The following is a 21,156-nucleotide window of genomic DNA, read 5'->3' as shown; positions in this document are numbered from 1 at the left end:
CTCACTGACGGAGCACACCCTATGCGCAACCTGAAGAACCTCTGCCTGCAAAGCCTCGGCGTCGCCGCCCTGGCACTCGGCATGAGCACCGCCATGGCGGCTGACAAGCCCACCCTGAAACTCGGCTACGTCAACGGCTGGGACGACAGCGTCGCCGCCACCTTCGTTGCCGGGGAAATCCTCCAGAGCAAACTCGGCTACGGCGTTGAGCTCAAACCCGTAGAGCCGGCCATCATGTGGCAAGGCGTAGCCCGTGGCGACCTCGACGCCACCCTCTCCGCCTGGCTGCCCGCCACCCACGGCGAATACTTTGAAAAACTCAAAGACAAGGTCGAAGTGCTCGGCACCAACTACGCCGGCGCAAAAATCGGCCTGATCGTGCCCGACTACGTCGCCGCCAAAACCATTGCCGACCTCAACACCTACAGCAAAGAGTTCGACGGCAAAATTACCGGCATCGACGCCGGCGCCGGCGTAATGCGCCGCGCCGAAGAAGCGATCAAGGAATACGCCCTTACCGACATCAAACTGATGCCAAGCTCCGGCCCGGCCATGGCCACTGCCCTGACCCGCGCCGAGAAGAACAAGGAAGCCATCGTTGTCACCGGCTGGATCCCGCACTGGATGTTCGCCAAATGGAACCTGCGCTTCCTCGAAGACCCGAAAAAAGTCTTCGGCGATGACGAACACGTCGACACCGTCGCCAACCCCAGCATCAACAGCAAAGCCCCAGAAGCCGCTGCCTTCCTGAAGAAATTCTCCTGGAGCGGTGAAGAAGTCGGTGCCGTGATGCTCGCCATCCGCGACGGCGCCAAACCGGAAGACGCCGCCAAATACTGGATCAGCAAAAACCCAGAGCGCGTCGCCGAGTGGCTTAAATAAGCCAAGGCTGCATCTCACTATATAAGCGGGCTACGGCCCGCTTTTTTGTGGACGCGAAATCACCTCAGCCGAATGTTCTAGACACTGGGATGCGGGGCTGGATAGGGTTGGGGCATGGTGGTTAGGTGACAGGTATGGGCGTCGCCTACTCCGGCCTTGTTCTGCTTACTCGCGACATAAAGAGTGGGATATAGATGGATTGCAGCAGACCGGGCCGCGTTACACGATAGGTAAGGGCGGCATTAGGCATGTCGCATAGTTAACTGCTAGCTGTAATCTAGGAGCCAAAAAAATGCTTTACATCGGAAGTTTTCTTGCGTTCTTTATAGGTGTAGCCCATTCATTCTTGGGCGAGAAATACATACTCATCCGACTGTTTCGTAGAGAAGATTTACCGAAGTTACTTGGCAGCGATTGGTTTACTAAAAGAGTGCTACGTTTTGCCTGGCACTTAACAACTATAGCTTGGTGGGGTTTCGCCTCTATCATGTACTTACTGAGTAATCCCAGCGAAAAACTCAAACAGGAAATACTTCTCGTAACTGCTGCGGTATTTTTATTGAGCGGTCTATTTTCTGCCGGCTTCACTAAAGGCAAGCATTTTTCTTGGGCCGTGTTCTGGGCAATATCAGCGGTGTGTTTTTACAGCGCGACAAACAGCTAGCTAGGCATTCACCGAGTAGAAAATCAAACTCGTAAAACAAAGCATCCACGATTAAATCGAAAGCGTAGATCCTATTTCGCGCCGCAATTAGATAGAACCATCTCCTACGCAACCAGCCAGCAACGGCAGATGAAATATCAAGAAAATTAAATCTCAACAAACTTTACACCTCTAGACTGCTCGGTAATTTACAGGCAAAAATAGAGTAGAGAGCGAATCACAAGAGGGCACTAGAGAGCTAAAGTGGAGAACACCTTTTTAAGCTATCAGCACATAACAATGGTACTCAAAGCGCTCACTTTTTCGCCATAACCTGCATTGACTAAAAACCCGCCACATGTATCAAACAAAATACGTAAAGTCATATTATTTAACAGCTTACGATTTGAGTAGCAATCTATGAACCGCCGCAAAAAGATAAAACAACTATTAGAAGCTCACGCCAAAAAGGCCAACGCCAAACTGGCACCCAAGAAAAAATCCACCTATATCAGCAAAGCCGATCGCTTAAAACTGGCCTCTGAAACCAGCCAAGACCCAATCACTTCTTCCGCGCCAACGGGGTCGGATGTAATCACTCCAACCAAAAACGCTCCACAGCCATAAATCCAATAAGTCGAGAGGGACTACAAGGAAGAACGCTCATATGCCAGGCCAATACCCAAACAGAATCAAGCAACTGCCCTTATTCGATGGCCGCTTTGACGCCTACAAGCTTGAGGCGAAAGACTGCACCGTTCTATTTGCCTCATACCCTGCCGGCACATCCATCCCGCCGCACAGCCATGACACCGATAACCATGGCGTGATTACGCGCGGCGAATTGATCCTGAGCATGAATAACCAAACCATCAGGGTTGGCGTCGGCGAGTGGTATCACGTACCTGCAAACGTTGAGCACTCGGCTTTATTTGAGGTCGAGACCGATGAGGTTGAATTTTGGTTTGTGTAAGACATGACAAACCCTTGGATAACCTGCCACCTTTTGTGTAGACCACCATGCAAGCAAAGTTTCGCGCCGACGTACTGCATAACCGTAACAACGCACAGATTATTGAGCGCTGGGATGCGCTGAATCTCGTGGATGGCTGGCTAGTCGCCGGCTGCCTGTTTCAGACGGTGTGGAATGTGCTTTCCGGGCAGCCACCGGAGAGCAAGATCAAGGATTACGACTTCTTCTACTTCGACCCTGCTGACCTGAGCGAAGCGGCCGAAAATGCCGTACAGCGCCATGTAGAAACGGTGCTGGCAGACCTGAACATAACCGTGGAAGTCGCCAACCAGGCGCGGGTTCACCTCTGGTATGAAGCGCATTTTGGCCATCCCTATGCGGCGCTAAGCAGTGCCAGGGAAGGCATCGACCGCTTTCTGATACCCGGAACATGCGTTGGCATTAACCCTGATGAGGTCTATGCACCAAACGGCCTTGAGCTTTTGTACAAGGGAACCCTGACGCCAAACCCGCTTACACCGCACAAAAGCCTTTTTGCCCAGAAAGCTGCGTCCTATCAGCAGCGCTGGCCTTGGCTAAGCATCAGCGCTACTGAGCAGCCACTTCACGAGTGCCAGAAATGAATATCACCCTGCGCAACGAATCCCCCGCCGATATCGAGCAAATCCATTCCGTCACCGAACAGGCCTTTCTGGATGCGCCGCACACCGACCATACCGAGCAATTTATTGTTAAGGCGCTGCGCGACGCGGGCGCGCTGACGGTTTCGCTGGTGGCGGAACATGCGAGTGCGGTGATTGGCCATGTGGCGATTTCGCCGGTCCGCATCGGCGATGGCGCAGCCAACTGGTATGGGCTGGGGCCAATTTCGGTATTGCCGGCTTATCAGGACAAGGGCGTGGGCGCACAGCTGATGGAGGCGGCGCTGGCCGCTGTTGCTGCCAAGGGCGCGGCAGGTTGTGTGGTACTTGGCGATCCGGGTTACTACAGCCGTTTTGGCTTCACGGTTGTCGACGGTCTGGTTTTACCCGGCGTGCCCGCGGAATACTTCCAGGCGCTGGCCTTTACCGGTGGTTTTGCCCAAGGCGAGGTGAGCTACCATCAGGCGTTTTCGGCGCAGGCGTAATCGATGCCTGACCAACCTTAATTGCCGAGTTAAGCGCCATGCCCCAACTACCGCACTTCCAGTTACTGGCCCGCTATAACGCGTGGATGAACGCCAAGCTCTACGCGGCTGCCGGCCAGCTATCGGCGCAGGCGCTGAGCGAGGATCGCGGGGCGTTTTTCCCGTCCATTCTCGCCACGCTCAACCATATTGCGGTGGCCGATATCATCTGGCTTAAGCGCTTTGCCGAGCACCCGGCCTGCGCTGAGCTGCGCCAGGCGATCAGCGATCTACAACGGCCGACGGCGCTGGATCAGCTGTTGTTCGACACGCTCGAACCGTTGCATGCCTTGCGCAGCCGGCTGGATGGGCATATCAGCGACTGGGTAGCGGCGCTGACCGAGCAAGACCTAGAGCAGGTGCTGGCCTACGGCAATATGAAGGGCGTGCCGGCGCAGCGCCCGTACGCCAGCCTGATGCTGCATTTCTTCAATCATCAGACCCACCATCGCGGCCAGACCAGCGCCCTGCTGCACCAGGCCGGTCAGGATATCGGCGTGACCGATTTGCTGGCGCTGATTGCCGACATCGACGTCCCTGCGTAACCCGCACACAGCCCGCCGATTGAGCGACCTAGGCCTTGCACAGCACGCCATACCCATGACCGACAGGTCATCCTTGAAGCGTCATGCTTGATTGATCGCTCAACAATAACCGGCCTAGACTGCGCGCATTCCGGGGACAGCCCCATCGATGGAGAAGCAGATGCCCAAGGTCGGAATGCAACCGATCCGCCGCTCGCAATTGATCGCGGCCACCCTCGAAGCGGTGGATCAGGTCGGCATGAGCGATGCCAGCATCGCCTATATCGCGCGGATCGCCGGGGTCTCCAACGGCATCATCAGCCACTATTTCCGCGACAAGAACGGCCTGCTCGACGCCACCATGCGCCACCTGATGCAGGCGCTCAGCGATGCCGTGCGCGATCGCCGCGCCAGCCTACCGCCGGACCAGCCGCGCGAGCACCTGCGGGCGATGATTGAAGGCAACTTCGACGACAGCCAGGTCAACGGCCCGGCGATGAAAACCTGGCTGGCGTTCTGGGCCACTAGCATGCACCAGCCGGCGCTGCGGCGTTTGCAGCGGGTCAACGATCACCGCCTGTATTCCAACCTATGCGGGCAATTCAGCCGGGTATTGCCGCAGGAGCAGGCGCGCACCGCCGCCCGTGGCCTGGCGGCATTGATCGATGGCTTGTGGCTGCGCGGGGCGCTGTCCGGCGAGGGTTTCGACACCCGCCAGGCAATTGAAATCGCCTACGAATACCTCGATCTGCAACTGCTCAAGGCGCAGTAAGCGCCCCTCCTTTAAACAGCCCGAATGCTGCCGACACGCTCTGCGTGTCGCGTTTGGCTGCGCCTTGTCGTTTTTGTTGATTGATTGATCAATTAAGATAATTTAGCCTCGCATCTACATTGCCGACACCGACGACCTGCGCCAGGTGGCTCGCGTCGGCCACCGCCCACGAGGAACGTGCCATGCCCCGCTTCGATGAACAGCAGCTCTATATTGGCGGCCGCTATGTAACGGCCAGCAGCGGCGAGACCTTCGACAGCATCAACCCGGCCACCGGCGAAGTACTGGCCCGCGTGCAGCGCGCCAGCCAGGCCGATGTCGAGCTGGCCGTGGCCAGTGCGACCGCAGGGCAGAAGGTGTGGGCGGCGATGACCGCCATGCAGCGTTCGCGCATCCTGCGCAAGGCAGTCGACATCCTGCGCGAACGCAACGATGAGCTGGCCGAGCTGGAAACCCTCGACACCGGCAAGCCTTTGAGTGAAACCCGCTACGTCGATATCGTCACCGGCGCGGACGTGCTGGAGTACTACGCCGGCTTGATCCCGGCCATCGAAGGCGAGCAGATCCCGCTGCGCGAAACCAGCTTCGTCTACACCCGCCGCGAGCCACTGGGCGTGGTCGCCGGTATCGGCGCGTGGAACTACCCGATCCAGATCGCCCTGTGGAAATCCGCCCCGGCCCTGGCCGCCGGCAACGCGATGATCTTCAAACCGAGCGAAATGACCTCGCTGAGCGCGCTGAAACTCGGCGAAATCTACACCGCCGCCGGCGTGCCGGATGGCGTATTCAACGTGCTCACCGGCAGTGGCCGTGAAGTTGGCCAGTGGCTGACCGAACATCCTGGGATCGAGAAGATTTCCTTTACCGGCGGCACCGTGACCGGCAAGAAGGTCATGGCCAGCGCCTCCAGTTCGTCGCTCAAGGAAGTGACCATGGAGCTGGGCGGCAAGTCGCCGCTGATCATCTTCGAGGATGCCGACCTCGACCGCGCCGCCGATATCGCGGTGATGGCCAACTTCTACAGCTCCGGCCAGGTCTGCACCAACGGCACCCGCGTGTTTGTGCCGCGCATGTTGCAGGCGCGCTTCGAGGCCAAGGTGGTTGATCGGGTCAAACGCATCCGCCTCGGCGATCCGCTGCTTGAGGCCACCAACTTCGGCCCGCTGGTCAGCGCGGCGCATATGGACAGCGTGCTCGGCTATATCGCAACCGGCCGCAGCGAAGGTGCACGCCTGCTGATAGGCGGCAACCGCGTCACCGAGAGCAACTACGCCAAGGGTGCCTATGTGGCACCGACCGTGTTCACCGACTGCAACGACGGCATGACCATCGTCCGTGAGGAAATCTTCGGCCCGGTGATGAGCATCCTGGTTTACGACACGGAAGAAGAAGTGATCCGCCGCGCCAACGCCACCGAATACGGCCTGGCCGCCGGCGTGGTAACCCGCGACCTGAACCGCGCGCACCGGGTGATCCACAAGCTGGAGGCCGGCATCTGCTGGATCAACACCTGGGGCGAGTCGCCGGCGGAAATGCCGGTGGGCGGTTACAAGCAATCCGGCGTCGGCCGCGAAAACGGCCTGACCACCCTGGCGCACTACACGCGGATCAAATCGGTACAGGTCGAGCTGGGCGGTTACACCTCGGTGTTCTGACCACTGTGTTGTGGGAGGGGCTTTAGCCGCGACGCCTTTCGCGGCTAAAGCCCCTCCCACGAATTAAATCGCCGCCCCGTAGCCCGGATGCAATCCGGGAACAGTCACCGCGTTTGCCCCGGAGTGCATCCGGGCTACAGGAGCTTTTATGCCCCAGGAATTCGACTACATCATCATCGGGGCCGGCTCGGCCGGTAACGTGCTGGCCACCCGCCTGACCGAGGACGAAGGCGTCAGCGTGCTGCTGCTGGAAGCAGGCGGCCCGGATTACCGCCTGGATTTTCGCACCCAGATGCCCGCCGCCCTGGCCTTCCCGCTGCAAGGCCGGCGCTACAACTGGGCCTACCTGACCGAGCCCGAGCCGCATATGAACAACCGCCGCATGGAATGCGGGCGCGGCAAGGGATTGGGTGGCTCATCCTTGATCAACGGCATGTGTTACATCCGCGGCAACGCCATGGATTACGACGGCTGGGCCGAGGAAAAGGGCCTGGAAGACTGGAGCTATCTGGATTGCCTGCCGTATTTCCGCAAGGCGGAAACCCGTGACATCGGCGCCAATGCCTACCATGGCGGCGATGGCCCGGTGTCGGTAACCACGCCGAAGAACGGCAATAACCCGCTGTTTCACGCCATGATCGAAGCTGGCGTGCAGGCCGGTTACCCGCGCACCGACGACCTTAACGGCTACCAGCAGGAAGGCTTCGGCCCGATGGACCGCACCGTTACGCCCAAGGGCCGGCGCTCCAGCACCGCACGCGGCTACCTCGACCAGGCCCGCGAGCGGCCGAACCTGACCATCGTTACCCACGCCCTCACCGACCGTATTCTGTTCAGCGGCAAACGCGCCAGCGGTGTGGCTTATCTGCTGGGCGACAACGACACGCCAATCACCGTCAACGCGCGCCGCGAAGTGCTGCTGTGCGGCGGCGCAATTGCCTCGCCGCAGGTGCTGCAACGCTCCGGCGTCGGCCCGGCGGCGCTGCTGCGTGAGCTGGACATTCCCCTGGTGCACGATCTGCCTGGTGTCGGCCAGAACCTGCAGGACCACCTGGAGGTGTACCTGCAATACGCCTGCAAGCAGCCGGTGTCGCTGTACCCGGCGCTGCAATGGTGGAACCAGCCGATGATCGGTGCCAACTGGCTGTTCCTCGGCAAGGGCATCGGTGCCAGCAACCAGTTCGAGGCCGGCGGCTTTATCCGCTCAGGCAGCGAGTTCGAATGGCCGAATATCCAGTACCACTTCCTGCCGGTGGCGATTAACTACAACGGCAGCAACGCGGTGAAGGAACACGGCTTCCAGGCGCACATGGGCTCCATGCGCTCGCCGAGCCGTGGGCGTATCCAGGTCACATCCAAGGACCCGCGCCAGCACCCGAGCATCCTCTTCAACTACATGGCCAGCGAGCAGGACTGGCGCGAGTTCCGCGATGGCATCCGCATCACCCGCGAAATCATGGCGCAGGCGGCGCTGGACCCGTATCGCGGGCGCGAGCTAAGCCCCGGTGCCGAGCTGCAAACCGACGCCGAACTGGACGCCTTTATCCGCGAACATGCAGAAACGGCCTACCATCCGTCGTGTTCCTGCAAGATGGGTGAAGACGCCATGGCAGTGGTCGACGGCCAGGGCCGGGTGCACGGCGTGCAGGGCCTGCGGGTAGTGGATGCGTCGATCATGCCGCTGATCGTCACCGGCAATCTGAATGCGCCGACCATCATGATGGCCGAGAAGATCGCCGACAAAATCCGTGGTCGCGCCCCGCTACCACGCAGCACCGCACCGTATTTCGTCGCCGGCAACGCCGCCGCGCGTGGTACCGCACAGCGCTCCGCTTAACGCGTCGCGCCACACTCAAACGCCGCAGTGGTTTCGCCTCTGCGGCGTTTCTTTATATAGGCCCGGCGCGGCGTGATCTGCCGCCCATAGCGGCAGCCTTTAACCCGGCACAACCACACGCAGCTTGAAGCGGTGGGCGAAGGGCGTCGATAATGCGCAGTTTTCAACCAGCGCCTTTGTGCGCCGCCGCCCTAAACGGCCGACCGAGCAGACCATGAAAGACACTATTCGCCACCTGATCCAGCAAGCCCTGACCCGCCTCACCGCCGAAGGCGTGCTGCCGGAAGGCCTGAGCCCGGCCATTCAGGTGGAGAACACCAAGGACAAGACCCACGGCGACTTCGCCAGCAATATCGCCATGATGCTGGCCAAGCCCGCCGGCATGAAGCCGCGTGACCTGGCCGAGAAGCTGATCGCCGCGCTGCCGGCCGATGCCGCGATCAGCAAGGCCGAGATCGCTGGCCCGGGCTTCCTCAACTTCTATCAGAACACCCAGGCCCTGGCCGCACGTCTGGATACACTGCTGGCCGACGCCAAGCTCGGTGTGCGCAAGGCTGGCCCGGCGCAGCGCGTGGTGGTCGACCTGTCCGCGCCCAACCTGGCCAAAGAGATGCACGTCGGTCATCTGCGCTCGACCATCATCGGTGACGGCGTGGCGCGGGTGCTGGAGTTCCTCGGCGACGAAGTGATCCGGCAGAACCACGTGGGCGACTGGGGCACCCAGTTCGGCATGCTGCTGGCCTTTATGCAGGAAAACCCGGAGGCCGCCGAAAGCGAGCTGGCTGACCTGGAAGGCTTCTACCGCGCGGCGAAGAAGCGCTTCGACGAATCCCCCGAGTTCGCCGAGCGCGCCCGCGAGCTGGTGGTGCAGCTGCAGGCCGGCGACGCCGAATGCCTGCGCCTGTGGCACCGCTTCAACGATATCTCCCTCAGCCACTGCCAGGCGCTGTATGACCGCCTCGGCGTCAAGCTGAGCATGGCCGACGTCAAGGGTGAGAGCGCCTACAACGACGACCTGGCCAACGTGGTCGCCGACCTCAAGGCCAAGGGCCTGCTCAGCGAAAGCGACGGCGCCCAGTGCGTCTTCATGGACGAATTCAAGAACGCCGAAGGCAACCCGCTGCCGCTGATCGTGCAGAAGGCCGGCGGCGGTTACCTGTACGCCACCACTGACCTGGCCGCCACCCGCTACCGCGCCAACGTATTGAAAGCCGACCGCGCGCTGTACTTCGTCGACCAACGCCAGGCCCTGCACTTCCAGATGGTCTTCACTGCCGCGCGCCTGGCCGGCTTCGTCCCAGCCAGCATGCAGTTGGAACATATGGGCTTCGGCACCATGAACGGCGCCGATGGCCGCCCGTTCAAGACCCGCGACGGCGGCACGGTGAAGCTGGTCGACCTGCTCGATGAAGCCGAAGAGCGCGCCTACGCCCTGGTCAAGGGCAAGAACCCCGAGCTGGACGAAGCCGAACTGCGCCAGATCGCCCGCGCCGTGGGCATCGGCGCGGTGAAATACGCCGACCTGTCCAAGCACCGCACCAGCGATTACCGCTTCAACTTCGAGCTGATGCTCAGCTTCGAGGGCAACACAGCGCCGTATCTGCTGTACGCCTACACCCGCGTGGCCAGCGTGTTCCGCAAGCTGGGCAAGGGCTTCGAGCAGATCGAAGGCAGCCTCGACCTGCAAGCCGCCCATGAAATTGAACTGGCCGGCAAGCTCGCGCAGTTTGCGGAAGTGCTCGCCAGCGTCGCCGACAAGGGCGAACCGCACCTGCTCTGCGCCTACCTGTACGACCTGGCCGGGTTGTTCTCCAGCTTCTACGAGAACTGCCCGATCCTCTCCACCGAGGACGAGGCTGTGCGCAACAGCCGCCTGCGCCTGGCCGCGCTGACCGCGCGCACGCTCAAACAGGGCCTGGAACTGCTCGGTCTGCAAACCCTGGAGCGCATGTAAGTGGCAGCGAAGAAAAAGCCTGCTGCCAAACGCGGCGCCAGCCGTTATCAGGCCCCGGCGAAAAAGCCGGTGCCGGGCTGGTTCTGGCTGGTCTGCGGCCTGGTGATCGGCGGCTTTATGGTGTTTCTGTTCAGCCTCGAACCGGGCCGCAATGAGATCAAGCGCGACAAGGGTGAGCCGGCGCGCGCCAATCAGGCGAGCAAACCAGCGGCCATCACGCCTGCAGCCAGCGAGCCGGCCAAGCCCAAGTACGATTTCTACACCCTGCTGCCGGAATCGGAAGTGATCCTGCCGCCGCAAAGCATCGAGCCAGTCGCACCGCCTGCGCAGAAACCGGTCACCCCGGAAGAAGCCGCAAAAATCGACGCCGCCCGCGCCGAAGCTGCGCTCAACGGCCAGGTGCCGCCACCACCGCCGGTGGTCGCCAAAGGCCCGGTCAGCTCGCAGTTCTTCCTCCAGGCCGGCTCGTTCCGCCGCAAGGAAGACGCCGACAACCTGCGCGCGCAGATCATCCTGCTCGGCCAGAGCGTGAAAGTGGAATCCGGCACCGTGCGTGAGGAAACCTGGCACCGCGTGCTGGTCGGCCCCTACGCCACCCGCGAGCAGCTTGGCCAGGCGCAGAAATCCCTAGCCGCCAGCGGCTTTAGCAATCTGTTGTTACAGCAGCGCCAAAGCCAGTAAGTTCGAGCCCTGGGGCGCACTCGCACGACTATTTGTCGGACGGTTTACACCCCAGGGCTTGAAGCGAGCCAGCGCTGCCCCCACTTCATTCAGCATTAGGGCACTTTCGCCCCGCTGCGTGGAGACTCTCCCCTTGACCACCATCGTTTCAGTGCGCCGCAACGGCAAAGTCGTCATGGGCGGCGACGGCCAGGTGTCCCTCGGCAATACCGTGATGAAAGGCAACGCGAAAAAAGTTCGCCGCCTGTACCACGGCCAGGTGCTGGCTGGCTTCGCCGGTGCCACCGCCGACGCCTTTACTCTGTTTGAACGCTTTGAAGGCCAGCTGGAGAAACACCAGGGCCATCTGGTGCGCGCCGCCGTCGAGCTGGCCAAAGACTGGCGCACCGACCGCTCGCTCAGCCGTCTGGAGGCCATGCTGGCAGTCGCCAACAAGGACGCGTCCTTGATCATCACCGGCAACGGCGACGTGGTTGAGCCCGAGCACGGCCTGATCGCCATGGGTTCCGGCGGCGGTTTCGCCCAGGCTGCGGCCATGGCCCTGCTGCAGAAAACCGACTTGAGCGCCCGTGAAATCACCGAAACCGCGCTGAACATTGCCGGCTCCATCTGTGTCTTCACTAACCAAACCCTGACCATCGAAGAAGAAGACTGCGCCGATCCGGCCGTTTAAAGCTGCTGCGCTCGGCCATGCTGCGTTGAAAGCAGGCTCGGAATGCTCATTTACAGACGTAAACTCCGCTTCCTCGCCTACTTTCGCCTTGCCTGACCTTCGCTCGCGACGCTTTAAACACCCTGATTAGCGGTCTTTTCTGGAGTACCCCGCATGTCCATGACGCCCCGCGAGATCGTTCACGAACTCAACCGCCATATCATCGGTCAGGACGACGCCAAGCGCGCCGTGGCCATCGCCCTGCGTAATCGCTGGCGGCGCATGCAGCTGCCGGTTGAGCTGCGCGCCGAAGTGACGCCAAAGAACATCCTGATGATCGGCCCAACCGGCGTCGGTAAAACCGAAATCGCCCGCCGCCTGGCCAAGCTGGCCAATGCGCCGTTTATCAAGGTGGAAGCGACCAAGTTCACCGAGGTCGGCTATGTCGGCCGCGATGTCGAGTCGATCATCCGTGACCTCGCCGATGCGGCGATCAAGATGCTGCGCGAGCAGGAAATGATCAAAGTCCGTCACCGCGCCGAAGATGCCGCCGAAGAGCGCATCCTCGATGCCCTGCTGCCACCGGCCCGCACGGGTTTCAGCGAAGAAGCCGCGCCGGGCAGCGATTCCAACACCCGCCAGCTGTTCCGCAAGCGCCTGCGTGAAGGCCAGCTGGACGACAAGGACATCGAAATCGAAGTCGCCGACGCCCCGGCCGGCATCGAAATCATGACCCCGCCGGGTATGGAAGAGATGACCAATCAGCTGCAGAGCCTGTTTTCCAATATGGGCAAGGGCAAGAAGAAGAGCCGCAAGCTCAAGGTCAAAGAGGCCCTGAAGATGGTGCGCGACGAAGAAGCCGCGCGCCTGGTCAACGAGGAAGAACTCAAGGCCCAGGCCCTGGAAGCCGTGGAACAGAACGGCATCGTGTTTATCGACGAGATCGACAAGGTCGCCAAGCGCGGCAACACCGGCGGTGCCGATGTGTCCCGCGAGGGTGTACAGCGCGATCTGTTGCCGCTGATCGAAGGCTGCACGGTGAACACCAAGCTGGGCATGGTGAAAACCGACCACATCCTGTTTATCGCCTCCGGCGCGTTCCACCTGAGCAAGCCGAGCGACCTGGTGCCTGAGCTGCAAGGCCGCCTGCCGATTCGCGTCGAGCTGAAAGCCCTGACCCCGCAGGACTTCGAGCGCATTCTCACCGAGCCGCACGCCTCACTGACCGAGCAATACGCCGCACTGCTGAACACCGAGGGCCTGGGCATCCAGTTCGTCGCCGACGGCATCAAGCGCATCGCCGAGATTGCTTATCAGGTCAACGAGAAGACCGAGAACATCGGCGCACGCCGCCTGCACACCCTGCTTGAGCGTCTGCTGGAGGAGGTTTCCTTTAGCGCCGGCGACCTGGCTGGCCAGCAGGCTGGCGCGCCGATCGTGATCGACGCGGCCTACGTCAACAGCCACCTCGGTGAGCTGGCGCAGGACGAAGACCTGTCGCGCTATATCCTGTAACGCGCCCGCCCGTAGCCCGGATGCAATCCGGGCTACGGAGCAACCCAGGAAGCAATCATGCGCATCCCTACTGCGATAAAACTGCACAAAGCCTCGAAAACCCTGGAACTGCACTACGGGGCCGACGAGCGCTACACCCTGCCCGCCGAGTTTCTTCGCGTGCATTCGCCATCGGCGGAAGTACAGGGCCACGGCAAACCCATCCTGCAAACCGGCAAGCTGCATGTAGGCCTGAGCAAGATCGAGCCCGCCGGCAATTACGCCCTCAAACTGACCTTCGATGACGGTCACGACAGCGGCCTGTTCACCTGGGACTACCTCGAGCAATTGGCCATGCGCCAGACCGAGCTGTGGAGCGATTACCTCGCCGCCCTCAGCGCCGCCGGGCAAGCGCGTGACCCGAACGAGAGCGTGGTCAGACTGATGCTCTGAAACGCTGCACGCGGCCTGCCGGGCCGCGCTCAGGGGTTGCCTCAGGCACCTCAGGCATTTCCCCATCCAGCGGCTTGTCCAGCGGCAATCGGCCGCATCACGGCAAGCCCTCTAGCCCGCAGCTCGTGCCTGGTTAGAGCGCATTTTCTAATCCTTCCCGGCATACTCATCGCGCATTTGGCCAAGATCGTGGCCAGCTTGCACAAATTCACAAACTCGGGTAACCAAGTAGTTGGAAGTTTTCTTGCATCTGGCCAGGCCAGCGGCAGGGAATATTGCGGAGCGATCCGCCCTTGGTAATCCGGGCAATACCTGGCCCTTAGCCCTGTGTCGCCGTGCACAGCCGTACGCCGGTATTTCGTCTCAGGACAATGGAGCGTTGTAGATGACAGATAAGAATAATGATGACCTGAAACACCAGGCCTCCGAGAACACCTTGGGCCTTAACCCGGTAATCGGCATCCGCGGTAAAGACCTGCTTAGCTCCGCTCGCATTGTGCTCAAGCAAGCCCTCAAGCAACCCCTGCACAGCGCCAAACACCTTGCCCACTTCAGCCGCGAGCTGAAGAACGTGATGCTCGGCCAATCCGACCTCACCCCTGCAGACGGTGACCGCCGTTTCGCCGATCCGGCCTGGAGCCAGAATCCGCTGTATCGCCGTTATCTGCAGACCTACCTGGCCTGGCGCAAGGAGCTGCACGACTGGGTCGAGCACAGCAACCTGTCCGAACAGGATGCCAACCGCGGCCACTTCGTGATCAACCTGATGACCGAAGCCATGGCCCCCAGCAACAGCATGGCCAACCCGGCCGCGGTCAAACGCTTCTTCGAGACCGGCGGCAAGAGCCTGCTCGACGGCCTGTCGCACCTGGCCCAGGACATCGTCAACAACGGCGGCATGCCCAGCCAGGTCAACATGAAGGCCTTCGAGGTCGGCAAGAGCCTGGCCACCACCGATGGCGCAGTGGTGTTTCGCAATGACCTGCTGGAGCTGATCCAGTACAAGCCGGTCACCGAGCAGGTGCACGAGCGCCCGCTGCTGGTGGTGCCACCGCAAATCAACAAGTTCTACGTATTCGACCTGTCGCCGGAAAAAAGCGTGGCGCGTTTCCTCTTGCGCAACGGCGTACAGACCTTCGTGGTGAGCTGGCGCAACCCGACCAAGGCCCACCGCGAGTGGGGCCTGTCGACCTATATCGAAGCACTGAAAGAAGCCATCGACGTGGTCACCGCCATCACTGGCAGCAAAGACATCAACATGCTCGGGGCCTGCTCCGGCGGCCTCACCACCGCCTCGCTGCTGGGCCACTACGCCGCGCTGGGCGAGAAAAAAGTGCATGCCCTGACCCTGCTGGTCAGCGTGCTGGATAACCGCCTGGAAACCGATGTCGCGCTGTTCGCCGACGAGAAGAGCCTGGAAATGGCCAAGCGCCGCTCCTACCAGGCCGGCGTGCTGGAAGGCAGTGACCTGGCCAAGGTGTTCGCCTGGATGCGCCCCAACGACCTGATCTGGAACTACTGGGTCAACAACTACCTGCTCGGCAACGAGCCACCGGTGTTCGACATCCTCTACTGGAACAACGACACCACCCGCCTGCCGGCTGCACTGCATGGCGAATTTATCGAGATGTTCCAATCCAACCCGCTGATTCGTGCGGGCGCACTGGAAGTCTGCGGCACGCCGATCGACCTCAAGCAGGTCACCTGCGACCTCTACTGCGTGGCCGGCACCACCGACCACATCACCCCGTGGGAGTCGTGCTACAAATCGGCCAACCTGTTCGGCGGCAAAGTTGAGTTCGTGCTGTCCAACAGCGGGCATATCCAGAGCATCCTCAACCCGGTGGGCAACCCCAAGGGTCGCTACATGACCAACACCGAGATGCCCAAGGACCCGAAAGCCTGGCAAGCCAGTTCGACCAAACACACCGACTCCTGGTGGCTGCATTGGCAAGTCTGGCTGGCCGAGCACTCCGGCACACACAAGAAGGCCCCGACCCAGTTGGGCAACAAGAAACATGCCGCGGGTGAAGCAGCACCCGGCACCTACGTTCACGAACGTTGATTCACTGCGCGTTGCGCAACACTGCCCGCGGCACTGGAGGTGCCGCTCGCCCTGCTCGGGACTTCCCGGCCAGGGCGAACCAGGCTTTGCCCTGGCGGTTCTGGGAATGACCTGGACGGTCTGACTCAGCGATTTAATTGATAGGGCTTTTGCGCATGTCGCTACCATTCGTATTCCGTACCATCGAACTGGACGGGCAGACCATCCGCACGGCCGTTCGCCCCGGCAATGGCCAGATGACTCCGCTGCTGATCTTCAACGGCATCGGGGCTAACCTGGAACTGGTCATGCCCTTCGTTCGCGCCCTCGATCCGGGCCTGGAGGTGATCGCCTTCGACGTACCCGGCGTCGGCGGCTCCTCCACTCCCAGTACGCCATACCGCTTCCCGGGGTTGGCCAAACTGGCGGCGCGCATGCTCGACTACCTCGACTACGGCCAGGTCAACGTGATTGGCGTGTCCTGGGGCGGCGCCCTGGCGCAACAATTCGCCCACGACTACCCGGAGCGCTGCAAGAAGCTGATCCTCGCGGCCACCTCGGCCGGTGCGGTGATGATTCCTGGCAAACCCAAGGTGCTCTGGTGCATGGCCAGCCCACGGCGTTATGTACAGCCGTCCTACGGCGTGCAGATCGCCCCGGAGATCTACGGCGGAGCCTTCCGCCGCGACCCGAAGCTGGCCCTGGCACACGCCAGTAAAGTGCGTTCAGGCGGCAAGATGGGCTACTACTGGCAGCTGTTCGCAGGGTTAGGCTGGACCAGCATCCACTGGCTGCACAAGATTCGCCAACCGACCCTGGTAATGGCCGGTGACGATGACCCGCTGATCCCGCTGGTGAACATGCGCCTGCTGGCCTGGCGTATCCCCAACTCGGAACTGCACGTGATCGACGACGGCCACCTGTTCCTGGTAACCCGCGCCGAAGCCGTTGCGCCAATCATCATGAAGTTCCTCGAAGAAGAGCGGCAACGCGCCGTGATGCACCCGCAACCCACCCCGGCCCGCAGCCACGGATGACTGCACCTTGGTTGGGCGAGCACTCCCACAGCGCGCACTGACGCTGTGCCTGCAAGTCAGTGCTTGACCCCTTTTCGAGCACGTTGTATTACCTGGGACTTGTCGCGCGGCAGTCTGGAATGCACCTTGCGCGCGCATTGGTATAAGCCTTGCTGCTTATCTATCGACCTTGAAGTCTCATGGTTTGACGACGGAGTGTTGCCCAATGCGAGACCAGCTATCGAAACGCGCCTTACCGGCGGCCAACAGCGTGATGAACGCCCAGAATGCAGTGGTCGGCCTGCGTGGCCGCGACTTGCTCTCCACCCTGCGCAGCCTGGCCTTGCAAGGCGTCAGGCAACCCGTCCACAGCGCCCGCCACGTCATCGCCCTGGGCGGCCAACTGGGCCGCGTGCTGATGGGCGACAAGCCGTTCAAGGTCAACCCGCAGGACCCGCGCTTCGCCGACCCGACCTGGCGTGACAACCCACTCTACAGCCGCAGCCTGCAAGCCTACCTGGCCTGCCAGAAACAGCTGAACAGCTGGATTGACGAAAGCAACCTGGATGCCGACGACCGTGCCCGCGCACGCTTTGTCGCCACCCTGCTGGGCGACGCCCTGGCCCCGTCCAACACCCTGCTCAACCCGCAGGTGATCAAGGAACTGTTCAACAGTGGCGGCAGCAGCCTGCTCAAAGGCGCGAGCCACCTGTTCGACGACCTGATCAACAATGACGGCCTGCCCAGCCAGGTCAGCAAACACGCCTTCGAAGTCGGCCGCAACCTGGCCACCACCCCTGGCGCGGTGGTGTTCCGCAACGACATGCTGGAGCTGATCCAGTACAAGTCGATGAGTGAAAAACAGTACGCCAAGCCGCTGTTGATCGTGCCGCCGCAAATCAACAAGTACTACATCTTCGACCTGTCGCCGGAGAAGAGCTTTGTCCAGTACGCCCTGAAAGGCGGCCTGCAGACCTTCGTGATCAGCTGGCGCAACCCCGACCCACGGCACCGCGAGTGGGGCCTGTCGAGCTACGTCGAAGCCCTTGAGCAAGCCATCGACGCCTGCCGTGAAATCACCGGCAGCAAGGACGTCAACCTGCTCGGGGCCTGCGCCGGCGGCCTGACCATTGCCGCCCTGCAAGGCCACCTGCAAGCCAAGCGACAACTGCGCAAGGTCGCCAGCGCCACCTATATGGTCAGCCTGCTCGACAGCCAGATCGACAGCCCGGCCATGCTGTTTGCCGACGAGCAGACATTGGAAGCTGCCAAGCGCCGCTCCTACCAGCAAGGCGTGCTGGATGGTCGCGACATGGCGCGGGTGTTTGCCTGGATGCGCCCCAACGACCTGATCTGGAATTACTGGGTCAACAACTACCTGCTCGGCAAACTGCCGCCGGCGTTCGACATCCTCTACTGGAACAACGACAACACCCGCCTGCCCGCTGCCCTGCATGGCGACCTGATCGACTTCTTCAAGCACAACCCGCTGACCCACGCACGCGGCCTGGAAGTCTGCGGCACCCCAGTCGACCTGCAGAAAGTCACGGTGGACAGCTTCAACGTCGCCGGCATCAACGACCACATCACGCCCTGGGATGCGGTGTACCGCTCGACCCTGCTGCTGGGCGGCAACCGCCGCTTTATCCTGTCCAACAGCGGGCATATCCAGAGCATCCTCAACCCGCCGGGCAACCCCAAGTCCAATTACCTGGAAAACCCCAAACTGACCGGCGACCCACGCGCCTGGTACCACGACGCCGAGCACGTGCAAGGCAGCTGGTGGCCGGTGTGGCTGAACTGGATGCAGGAGCGCTCGGGCGAACAGAACGACACTCTGATGGCACTGGGCAACCAGCATTACCCGGCGCAGGAGGCGGCACCCGGCACTTACGTGCATGTGCGCTGAACCACTCGCAACCTGACCGCAGCCCGCTGCGGCCGGCGACCTTCACCCTTAACGCGGCCAGAATAAGAAGACCGGATGAAAACCCGCGACAGAATCCTCGAATGTGCCCTGCTGCTGTTCAATCAGAAGGGCGAACCCAACGTCTCCACCCTGGAAATCGCCAACGAGCTGGGCATCAGCCCGGGCAACCTGTACTACCACTTCCACGGCAAGGAACCGCTGGTTCTCGGTCTGTTCGAGCACTTCCAGGCCGAGCTGGCACCATTGCTGACGCCGCCGGAAGACGTACAGCTGGATGTCGAAGACTATTGGCTGTTTCTGCACCTGATCGTCGAACGCCTGGCCCACTACCGCTTCCTGTTCCAGGACCTGTCCAACCTGACCAGTCGCCTGCCCAAACTGGAACGCGGCATGCGCCATTGGCTGAATAGCCTGAAGCGTGCGCTGGCCGAGCTACTGGCGCAGCTGCACAGCCACGATCAGCTGCAAAGCGATACCCAGGCGCTCGGCCAGCTGGTCGAGCAGATCACCATGACCCTGCTGTTCTCCCTCGACTATCAGCGCATCATCGGTCGCGAAGGCGAAAGCCGTCTGGTGGTGTACCAGGTGATGATGCTCGTGGCCCCGCACCTGGCCGAAGAATCGCGCTACGCCGCCGAACACCTGGCGCAGCGTTATCTGGACGATTAACCCGCCCGTATAAACGCAAACGCCCGGCACTAGGCCGGGCGTTTGCGTTGACTGCTGCGCGTCTTACGACTGGGCGGCAGGTGTCACGGGTGCAGCAGGAGCGGCTACCGCAGCAGGCGCAGCAGCCACCGCCGGAGCAACCGGCTTGGCGGCTACGGGCTTGGCCGGTGCCGGCTTAGCTGCCGCTTTGACTGCCGGTTTAGCAGCAGGCTTGGCTACTGGCTTGGCAGCAGGTTTGGCGGCTGGCTTAGCCACAGCTTTGGCAACCGGCCTGGCAGCGGGTTTAGCAGCAGGCTTGGCCGCGGCTTTGGCTACCGGTTTAGCGGCAGGCTTAGCAGCAGGTTTGGCCGCTGGCTTAGCCGCAGCTTTGGCAACCGGCTTGGCAGCAGGTTTAGCGGCAGGCTTGGCAGCCACCTTCTTGACGGCAGGCTTGACCGAGCTCACCGATACGCCGGTGAGTTTCTCAATCTGCTTGGTCAGGCTTTCGACTTTGGCGTTGAGTGCTTTCACTTCATTGCGGCTCGGTACACCGAGGCGCGAAATGGCATTGTTCAGACGCTTGTCAAAGGCTTCTTCCAGCTCGCCCCACTTGCCAATAGCCTTGTCTTTGACTTCATCGACTTTCGACTTGGCCGAGCCCACTGTTGAACCCACGGTGGACTTCACTGCGCCAACTTGTTTGTCGACTTCGGTCTTGGCTTGCTTCTCAGCTTTTTCGCCATCCTTGACCAGCGTGTCGAACAGCTTGTTGCCGTCCTTGCTGACCTTGGAGTAGGCACCCAAACCAGCCAGCCAGATTTGACGCGAGTATTTTTCTACTTCGCCGATCCAGGAAGTGGTTTGCTTTTCGGTTTTCTTTTTGACAGCCATCCTGCTCTCCTTACTTGGTACGCGCGACGTGCTCGAGCAACGCGCTCAGCTCATCCAGCTTAGCAGAGAGTGCTTCAACATCCTGCTTGGACGGGATACCGATGCGGTTCAGGGCGCTGGCAACACGGTTGTCGAAGGCTTTCTCGATCTTGTCGAGTTGCACTTCAACCTTGCCTTTGACGCTGCTGACGTTGCTGGTGACAGTGCTCTTAACGCTGTCGATTTGGCTGTTGGCGGCTTCAACTTGTTCGTTGACCAGTTTTTTGCCTTGTTTTTCAACGCCTTCGCCGCTCTTCACGAGCTCTTTGAAGTACTCGGAACCTTCTTGACCGGCTTTGGCGTAGGCACCCAGGCCAGCCAACCAGATCTTGCGGGCGTAAACTTTTGCGTCGCTCAGCACGCTGCTGGTTTCTTCAACGACGGCTTTCTTTTTAACGGCAACTTTCGACATGGTGCACCTCACTCTAAATGTTTCGAGGAAACGCCCACGGAATGCAGGCTTAGCTGCACGGTATCGATGAAAATTAGAAACCGCATACTAAGCGTGAGAAAAAACTGCCGGGAGCAGTTTTTAACGTTGCGCAGCGACGGCCCGAAGGGGGGCTGCCAGGGATGGCAGGCCATCAAAAAACTGCCTAGGGGTCGTCAGGCGACACCTTACGCCTGCAGATTCTTATCCAGCACCTCTTCGATCTCACGCTTGATGCTGCCGCTCATGGCCGACAGCAGCAGACCCAGGCTGAGCTGCACGCGCACGCTGTGTTCATGCACTTCGATACGCCCATCCGCACCACTGCGCTTGAACTCCAGGGTGTCGCCATTCCAGCGATAACGCACGTCGTATTCGCGCGCCAGGCGCTCGGCCAGTTCTTCGGCCTTTTCCCGGGCAACTTCGCGACCGAGGTTATGGGAACGTTCAACACTGATTTTGGCCATGGCATT

22 protein-coding genes are annotated in these 21,156 nt (G+C 61.0%); 19 read left to right on the top strand and 3 right to left on the bottom strand.

All coding sequences use genetic code 11. From position 1 onward, the window contains the following. The first annotated feature begins 21 nt into the window (after window positions 1-21). The 19 genes from WBK23_RS16930 to WBK23_RS16840 all read left to right on the top strand — a co-directional run bounded on the left by WBK23_RS16930 (window position 22) and on the right by WBK23_RS16840 (window position 19,344). Window positions 22-882, top strand: a complete 861-nt coding sequence (locus tag WBK23_RS16930) for a glycine betaine ABC transporter substrate-binding protein (RefSeq protein ID WP_424485096.1) — start codon at window positions 22-24, stop codon at window positions 880-882. A 292-nt stretch (window positions 883-1,174) separates the two neighbouring features. Continuing rightward, complete coding sequence (locus WBK23_RS16925; RefSeq protein WP_424485095.1) at window positions 1,175-1,546, top strand: hypothetical protein; 372 nt, start codon at window positions 1,175-1,177, stop codon at window positions 1,544-1,546. Window positions 1,547-1,945: 399 nt separating this feature from the next. Continuing rightward, on the top strand, window positions 1,946-2,152 hold the full coding sequence (locus tag WBK23_RS16920; RefSeq protein ID WP_424485094.1) for a DUF2986 domain-containing protein: 207 nt from the start codon (window positions 1,946-1,948) through the stop codon (window positions 2,150-2,152). Window positions 2,153-2,192: 40 nt separating this feature from the next. After that, window positions 2,193-2,498, top strand: coding sequence for a cupin domain-containing protein (locus WBK23_RS16915; protein ID WP_424485093.1), 306 nt, complete (start codon window positions 2,193-2,195; stop codon window positions 2,496-2,498). 47 nt (window positions 2,499-2,545) lie between these two features. After that, window positions 2,546-3,121, top strand: a complete 576-nt coding sequence (locus WBK23_RS16910) for a nucleotidyltransferase family protein (RefSeq protein ID WP_424485092.1) — start codon at window positions 2,546-2,548, stop codon at window positions 3,119-3,121. Continuing rightward, window positions 3,118-3,624, top strand: a complete 507-nt coding sequence (locus WBK23_RS16905) for a GNAT family N-acetyltransferase (protein WP_424485091.1) — start codon at window positions 3,118-3,120, stop codon at window positions 3,622-3,624. Before WBK23_RS16910 ends, WBK23_RS16905 begins: the two co-directional genes overlap by 4 nt. Before the next feature lie 38 nt (window positions 3,625-3,662). After that, a complete protein-coding gene (locus tag WBK23_RS16900; RefSeq protein ID WP_424485090.1) occupies window positions 3,663-4,208 on the top strand; it encodes a DinB family protein in 546 nt (181 codons plus the stop codon). A 160-nt stretch (window positions 4,209-4,368) separates the two neighbouring features. Then, window positions 4,369-4,959: a transcriptional regulator BetI gene (betI, locus tag WBK23_RS16895; RefSeq protein ID WP_424485089.1), complete on the top strand. Its 591-nt coding sequence runs from the start codon at window positions 4,369-4,371 to the stop codon at window positions 4,957-4,959. 182 nt (window positions 4,960-5,141) lie between these two features. Then, complete coding sequence (betB, locus tag WBK23_RS16890; protein ID WP_424485088.1) at window positions 5,142-6,614, top strand: betaine-aldehyde dehydrogenase; 1,473 nt, start codon at window positions 5,142-5,144, stop codon at window positions 6,612-6,614. Window positions 6,615-6,762: 148 nt separating this feature from the next. Then, complete coding sequence (betA, locus tag WBK23_RS16885) at window positions 6,763-8,451, top strand: choline dehydrogenase (RefSeq protein WP_424485087.1); 1,689 nt, start codon at window positions 6,763-6,765, stop codon at window positions 8,449-8,451. 214 nt (window positions 8,452-8,665) lie between these two features. Continuing rightward, the gene (argS, locus tag WBK23_RS16880; protein ID WP_424485086.1) at window positions 8,666-10,405 is read left to right on the top strand and encodes an arginine--tRNA ligase; all 1,740 of its coding nucleotides are present in this window, start codon (window positions 8,666-8,668) and stop codon (window positions 10,403-10,405) included. Next, window positions 10,406-11,086, top strand: coding sequence for an SPOR domain-containing protein (locus WBK23_RS16875; protein ID WP_424485085.1), 681 nt, complete (start codon window positions 10,406-10,408; stop codon window positions 11,084-11,086). Window positions 11,087-11,219: 133 nt separating this feature from the next. Next, window positions 11,220-11,759, top strand: a complete 540-nt coding sequence (gene hslV / locus WBK23_RS16870; RefSeq protein WP_167146634.1) for an ATP-dependent protease subunit HslV — start codon at window positions 11,220-11,222, stop codon at window positions 11,757-11,759. 153 nt (window positions 11,760-11,912) lie between these two features. Continuing rightward, a complete protein-coding gene (hslU, locus tag WBK23_RS16865) occupies window positions 11,913-13,253 on the top strand; it encodes an HslU--HslV peptidase ATPase subunit (RefSeq protein WP_424485084.1) in 1,341 nt (446 codons plus the stop codon). A gap of 57 nt (window positions 13,254-13,310) precedes the next feature. Continuing rightward, entirely contained in the window at window positions 13,311-13,685 is a 375-nt protein-coding gene (locus tag WBK23_RS16860) for a gamma-butyrobetaine hydroxylase-like domain-containing protein (protein WP_424485083.1), read from the top strand. A 385-nt stretch (window positions 13,686-14,070) separates the two neighbouring features. Continuing rightward, window positions 14,071-15,750 carry a class II poly(R)-hydroxyalkanoic acid synthase gene (phaC, locus tag WBK23_RS16855; protein ID WP_424485082.1) on the top strand — a complete coding sequence of 560 codons (1,680 nt, stop codon included), beginning with the start codon at window positions 14,071-14,073 and terminating at the stop codon, window positions 15,748-15,750. Window positions 15,751-15,905: 155 nt separating this feature from the next. Beyond that, window positions 15,906-16,766, top strand: coding sequence for a poly(3-hydroxyalkanoate) depolymerase (gene phaZ, locus WBK23_RS16850; RefSeq protein WP_424485081.1), 861 nt, complete (start codon window positions 15,906-15,908; stop codon window positions 16,764-16,766). 205 nt (window positions 16,767-16,971) lie between these two features. Further along, entirely contained in the window at window positions 16,972-18,654 is a 1,683-nt protein-coding gene (gene phaC / locus WBK23_RS16845) for a class II poly(R)-hydroxyalkanoic acid synthase (RefSeq protein WP_424485080.1), read from the top strand. A gap of 75 nt (window positions 18,655-18,729) precedes the next feature. Further along, window positions 18,730-19,344: a TetR/AcrR family transcriptional regulator gene (locus tag WBK23_RS16840; RefSeq protein WP_424485079.1), complete on the top strand. Its 615-nt coding sequence runs from the start codon at window positions 18,730-18,732 to the stop codon at window positions 19,342-19,344. A 63-nt stretch (window positions 19,345-19,407) separates the two neighbouring features. Here WBK23_RS16840 and WBK23_RS16835 read toward each other — a convergent pair whose 3' ends face one another. The 3 genes from WBK23_RS16835 to WBK23_RS16825 all read right to left on the bottom strand — a co-directional run bounded on the left by WBK23_RS16835 (window position 19,408) and on the right by WBK23_RS16825 (window position 21,150). Beyond that, window positions 19,408-20,214: a phasin family protein gene (locus tag WBK23_RS16835; protein ID WP_424485078.1), complete on the bottom strand. Its 807-nt coding sequence runs from the start codon at window positions 20,212-20,214 to the stop codon at window positions 19,408-19,410. 10 nt (window positions 20,215-20,224) lie between these two features. Then, the gene (locus tag WBK23_RS16830) at window positions 20,225-20,665 is read right to left on the bottom strand and encodes a phasin family protein (RefSeq protein ID WP_424485077.1); all 441 of its coding nucleotides are present in this window, start codon (window positions 20,663-20,665) and stop codon (window positions 20,225-20,227) included. 206 nt (window positions 20,666-20,871) lie between these two features. Then, a complete protein-coding gene (locus WBK23_RS16825; protein ID WP_424485076.1) occupies window positions 20,872-21,150 on the bottom strand; it encodes a polyhydroxyalkanoic acid system family protein in 279 nt (92 codons plus the stop codon). Between the last annotated feature and the right edge of the window lie 6 nt (window positions 21,151-21,156).

The sequence above is a fragment of the Pseudomonas sp. genome (assembly GCF_049653025.1).
Taxonomy (GTDB): Bacteria; Pseudomonadota; Gammaproteobacteria; order Pseudomonadales; family Pseudomonadaceae; genus Aquipseudomonas.
This window is presented reverse-complemented; position numbering and strand designations above follow the sequence as displayed.

Excerpts from the sequence above, each read along its gene's own strand:
- WBK23_RS16840 (WP_424485079.1), top strand. The coding sequence starts at position 18,730 with ATGAAAACCCGCGACAGAATCCTCGAATGTGCCCTGCTGCTGTTCAAT.
- WBK23_RS16905 (WP_424485091.1), top strand. The coding sequence starts at position 3,118 with ATGAATATCACCCTGCGCAACGAATCCCCCGCCGATATCGAGCAAATC.
- WBK23_RS16915 (WP_424485093.1), top strand. The coding sequence starts at position 2,193 with ATGCCAGGCCAATACCCAAACAGAATCAAGCAACTGCCCTTATTCGAT.
- WBK23_RS16925 (WP_424485095.1), top strand. The coding sequence starts at position 1,175 with ATGCTTTACATCGGAAGTTTTCTTGCGTTCTTTATAGGTGTAGCCCAT.
- WBK23_RS16860 (WP_424485083.1), top strand. The coding sequence starts at position 13,311 with ATGCGCATCCCTACTGCGATAAAACTGCACAAAGCCTCGAAAACCCTG.
- WBK23_RS16835 (WP_424485078.1), bottom strand. The coding sequence starts at position 20,214 with ATGGCTGTCAAAAAGAAAACCGAAAAGCAAACCACTTCCTGGATCGGC.
- phaZ (WP_424485081.1), top strand. The coding sequence starts at position 15,906 with ATGTCGCTACCATTCGTATTCCGTACCATCGAACTGGACGGGCAGACC.
- WBK23_RS16830 (WP_424485077.1), bottom strand. The coding sequence starts at position 20,665 with ATGTCGAAAGTTGCCGTTAAAAAGAAAGCCGTCGTTGAAGAAACCAGC.
- betA (WP_424485087.1), top strand. The coding sequence starts at position 6,763 with ATGCCCCAGGAATTCGACTACATCATCATCGGGGCCGGCTCGGCCGGT.
- WBK23_RS16900 (WP_424485090.1), top strand. The coding sequence starts at position 3,663 with ATGCCCCAACTACCGCACTTCCAGTTACTGGCCCGCTATAACGCGTGG.
- WBK23_RS16930 (WP_424485096.1), top strand. The coding sequence starts at position 22 with ATGCGCAACCTGAAGAACCTCTGCCTGCAAAGCCTCGGCGTCGCCGCC.
- WBK23_RS16920 (WP_424485094.1), top strand. The coding sequence starts at position 1,946 with ATGAACCGCCGCAAAAAGATAAAACAACTATTAGAAGCTCACGCCAAA.
- phaC (WP_424485080.1), top strand. The coding sequence starts at position 16,972 with ATGCGAGACCAGCTATCGAAACGCGCCTTACCGGCGGCCAACAGCGTG.
- WBK23_RS16825 (WP_424485076.1), bottom strand. The coding sequence starts at position 21,150 with ATGGCCAAAATCAGTGTTGAACGTTCCCATAACCTCGGTCGCGAAGTT.
- hslU (WP_424485084.1), top strand. The coding sequence starts at position 11,913 with ATGTCCATGACGCCCCGCGAGATCGTTCACGAACTCAACCGCCATATC.
- betB (WP_424485088.1), top strand. The coding sequence starts at position 5,142 with ATGCCCCGCTTCGATGAACAGCAGCTCTATATTGGCGGCCGCTATGTA.
- betI (WP_424485089.1), top strand. The coding sequence starts at position 4,369 with ATGCCCAAGGTCGGAATGCAACCGATCCGCCGCTCGCAATTGATCGCG.
- argS (WP_424485086.1), top strand. The coding sequence starts at position 8,666 with ATGAAAGACACTATTCGCCACCTGATCCAGCAAGCCCTGACCCGCCTC.
- WBK23_RS16910 (WP_424485092.1), top strand. The coding sequence starts at position 2,546 with ATGCAAGCAAAGTTTCGCGCCGACGTACTGCATAACCGTAACAACGCA.
- phaC (WP_424485082.1), top strand. The coding sequence starts at position 14,071 with ATGACAGATAAGAATAATGATGACCTGAAACACCAGGCCTCCGAGAAC.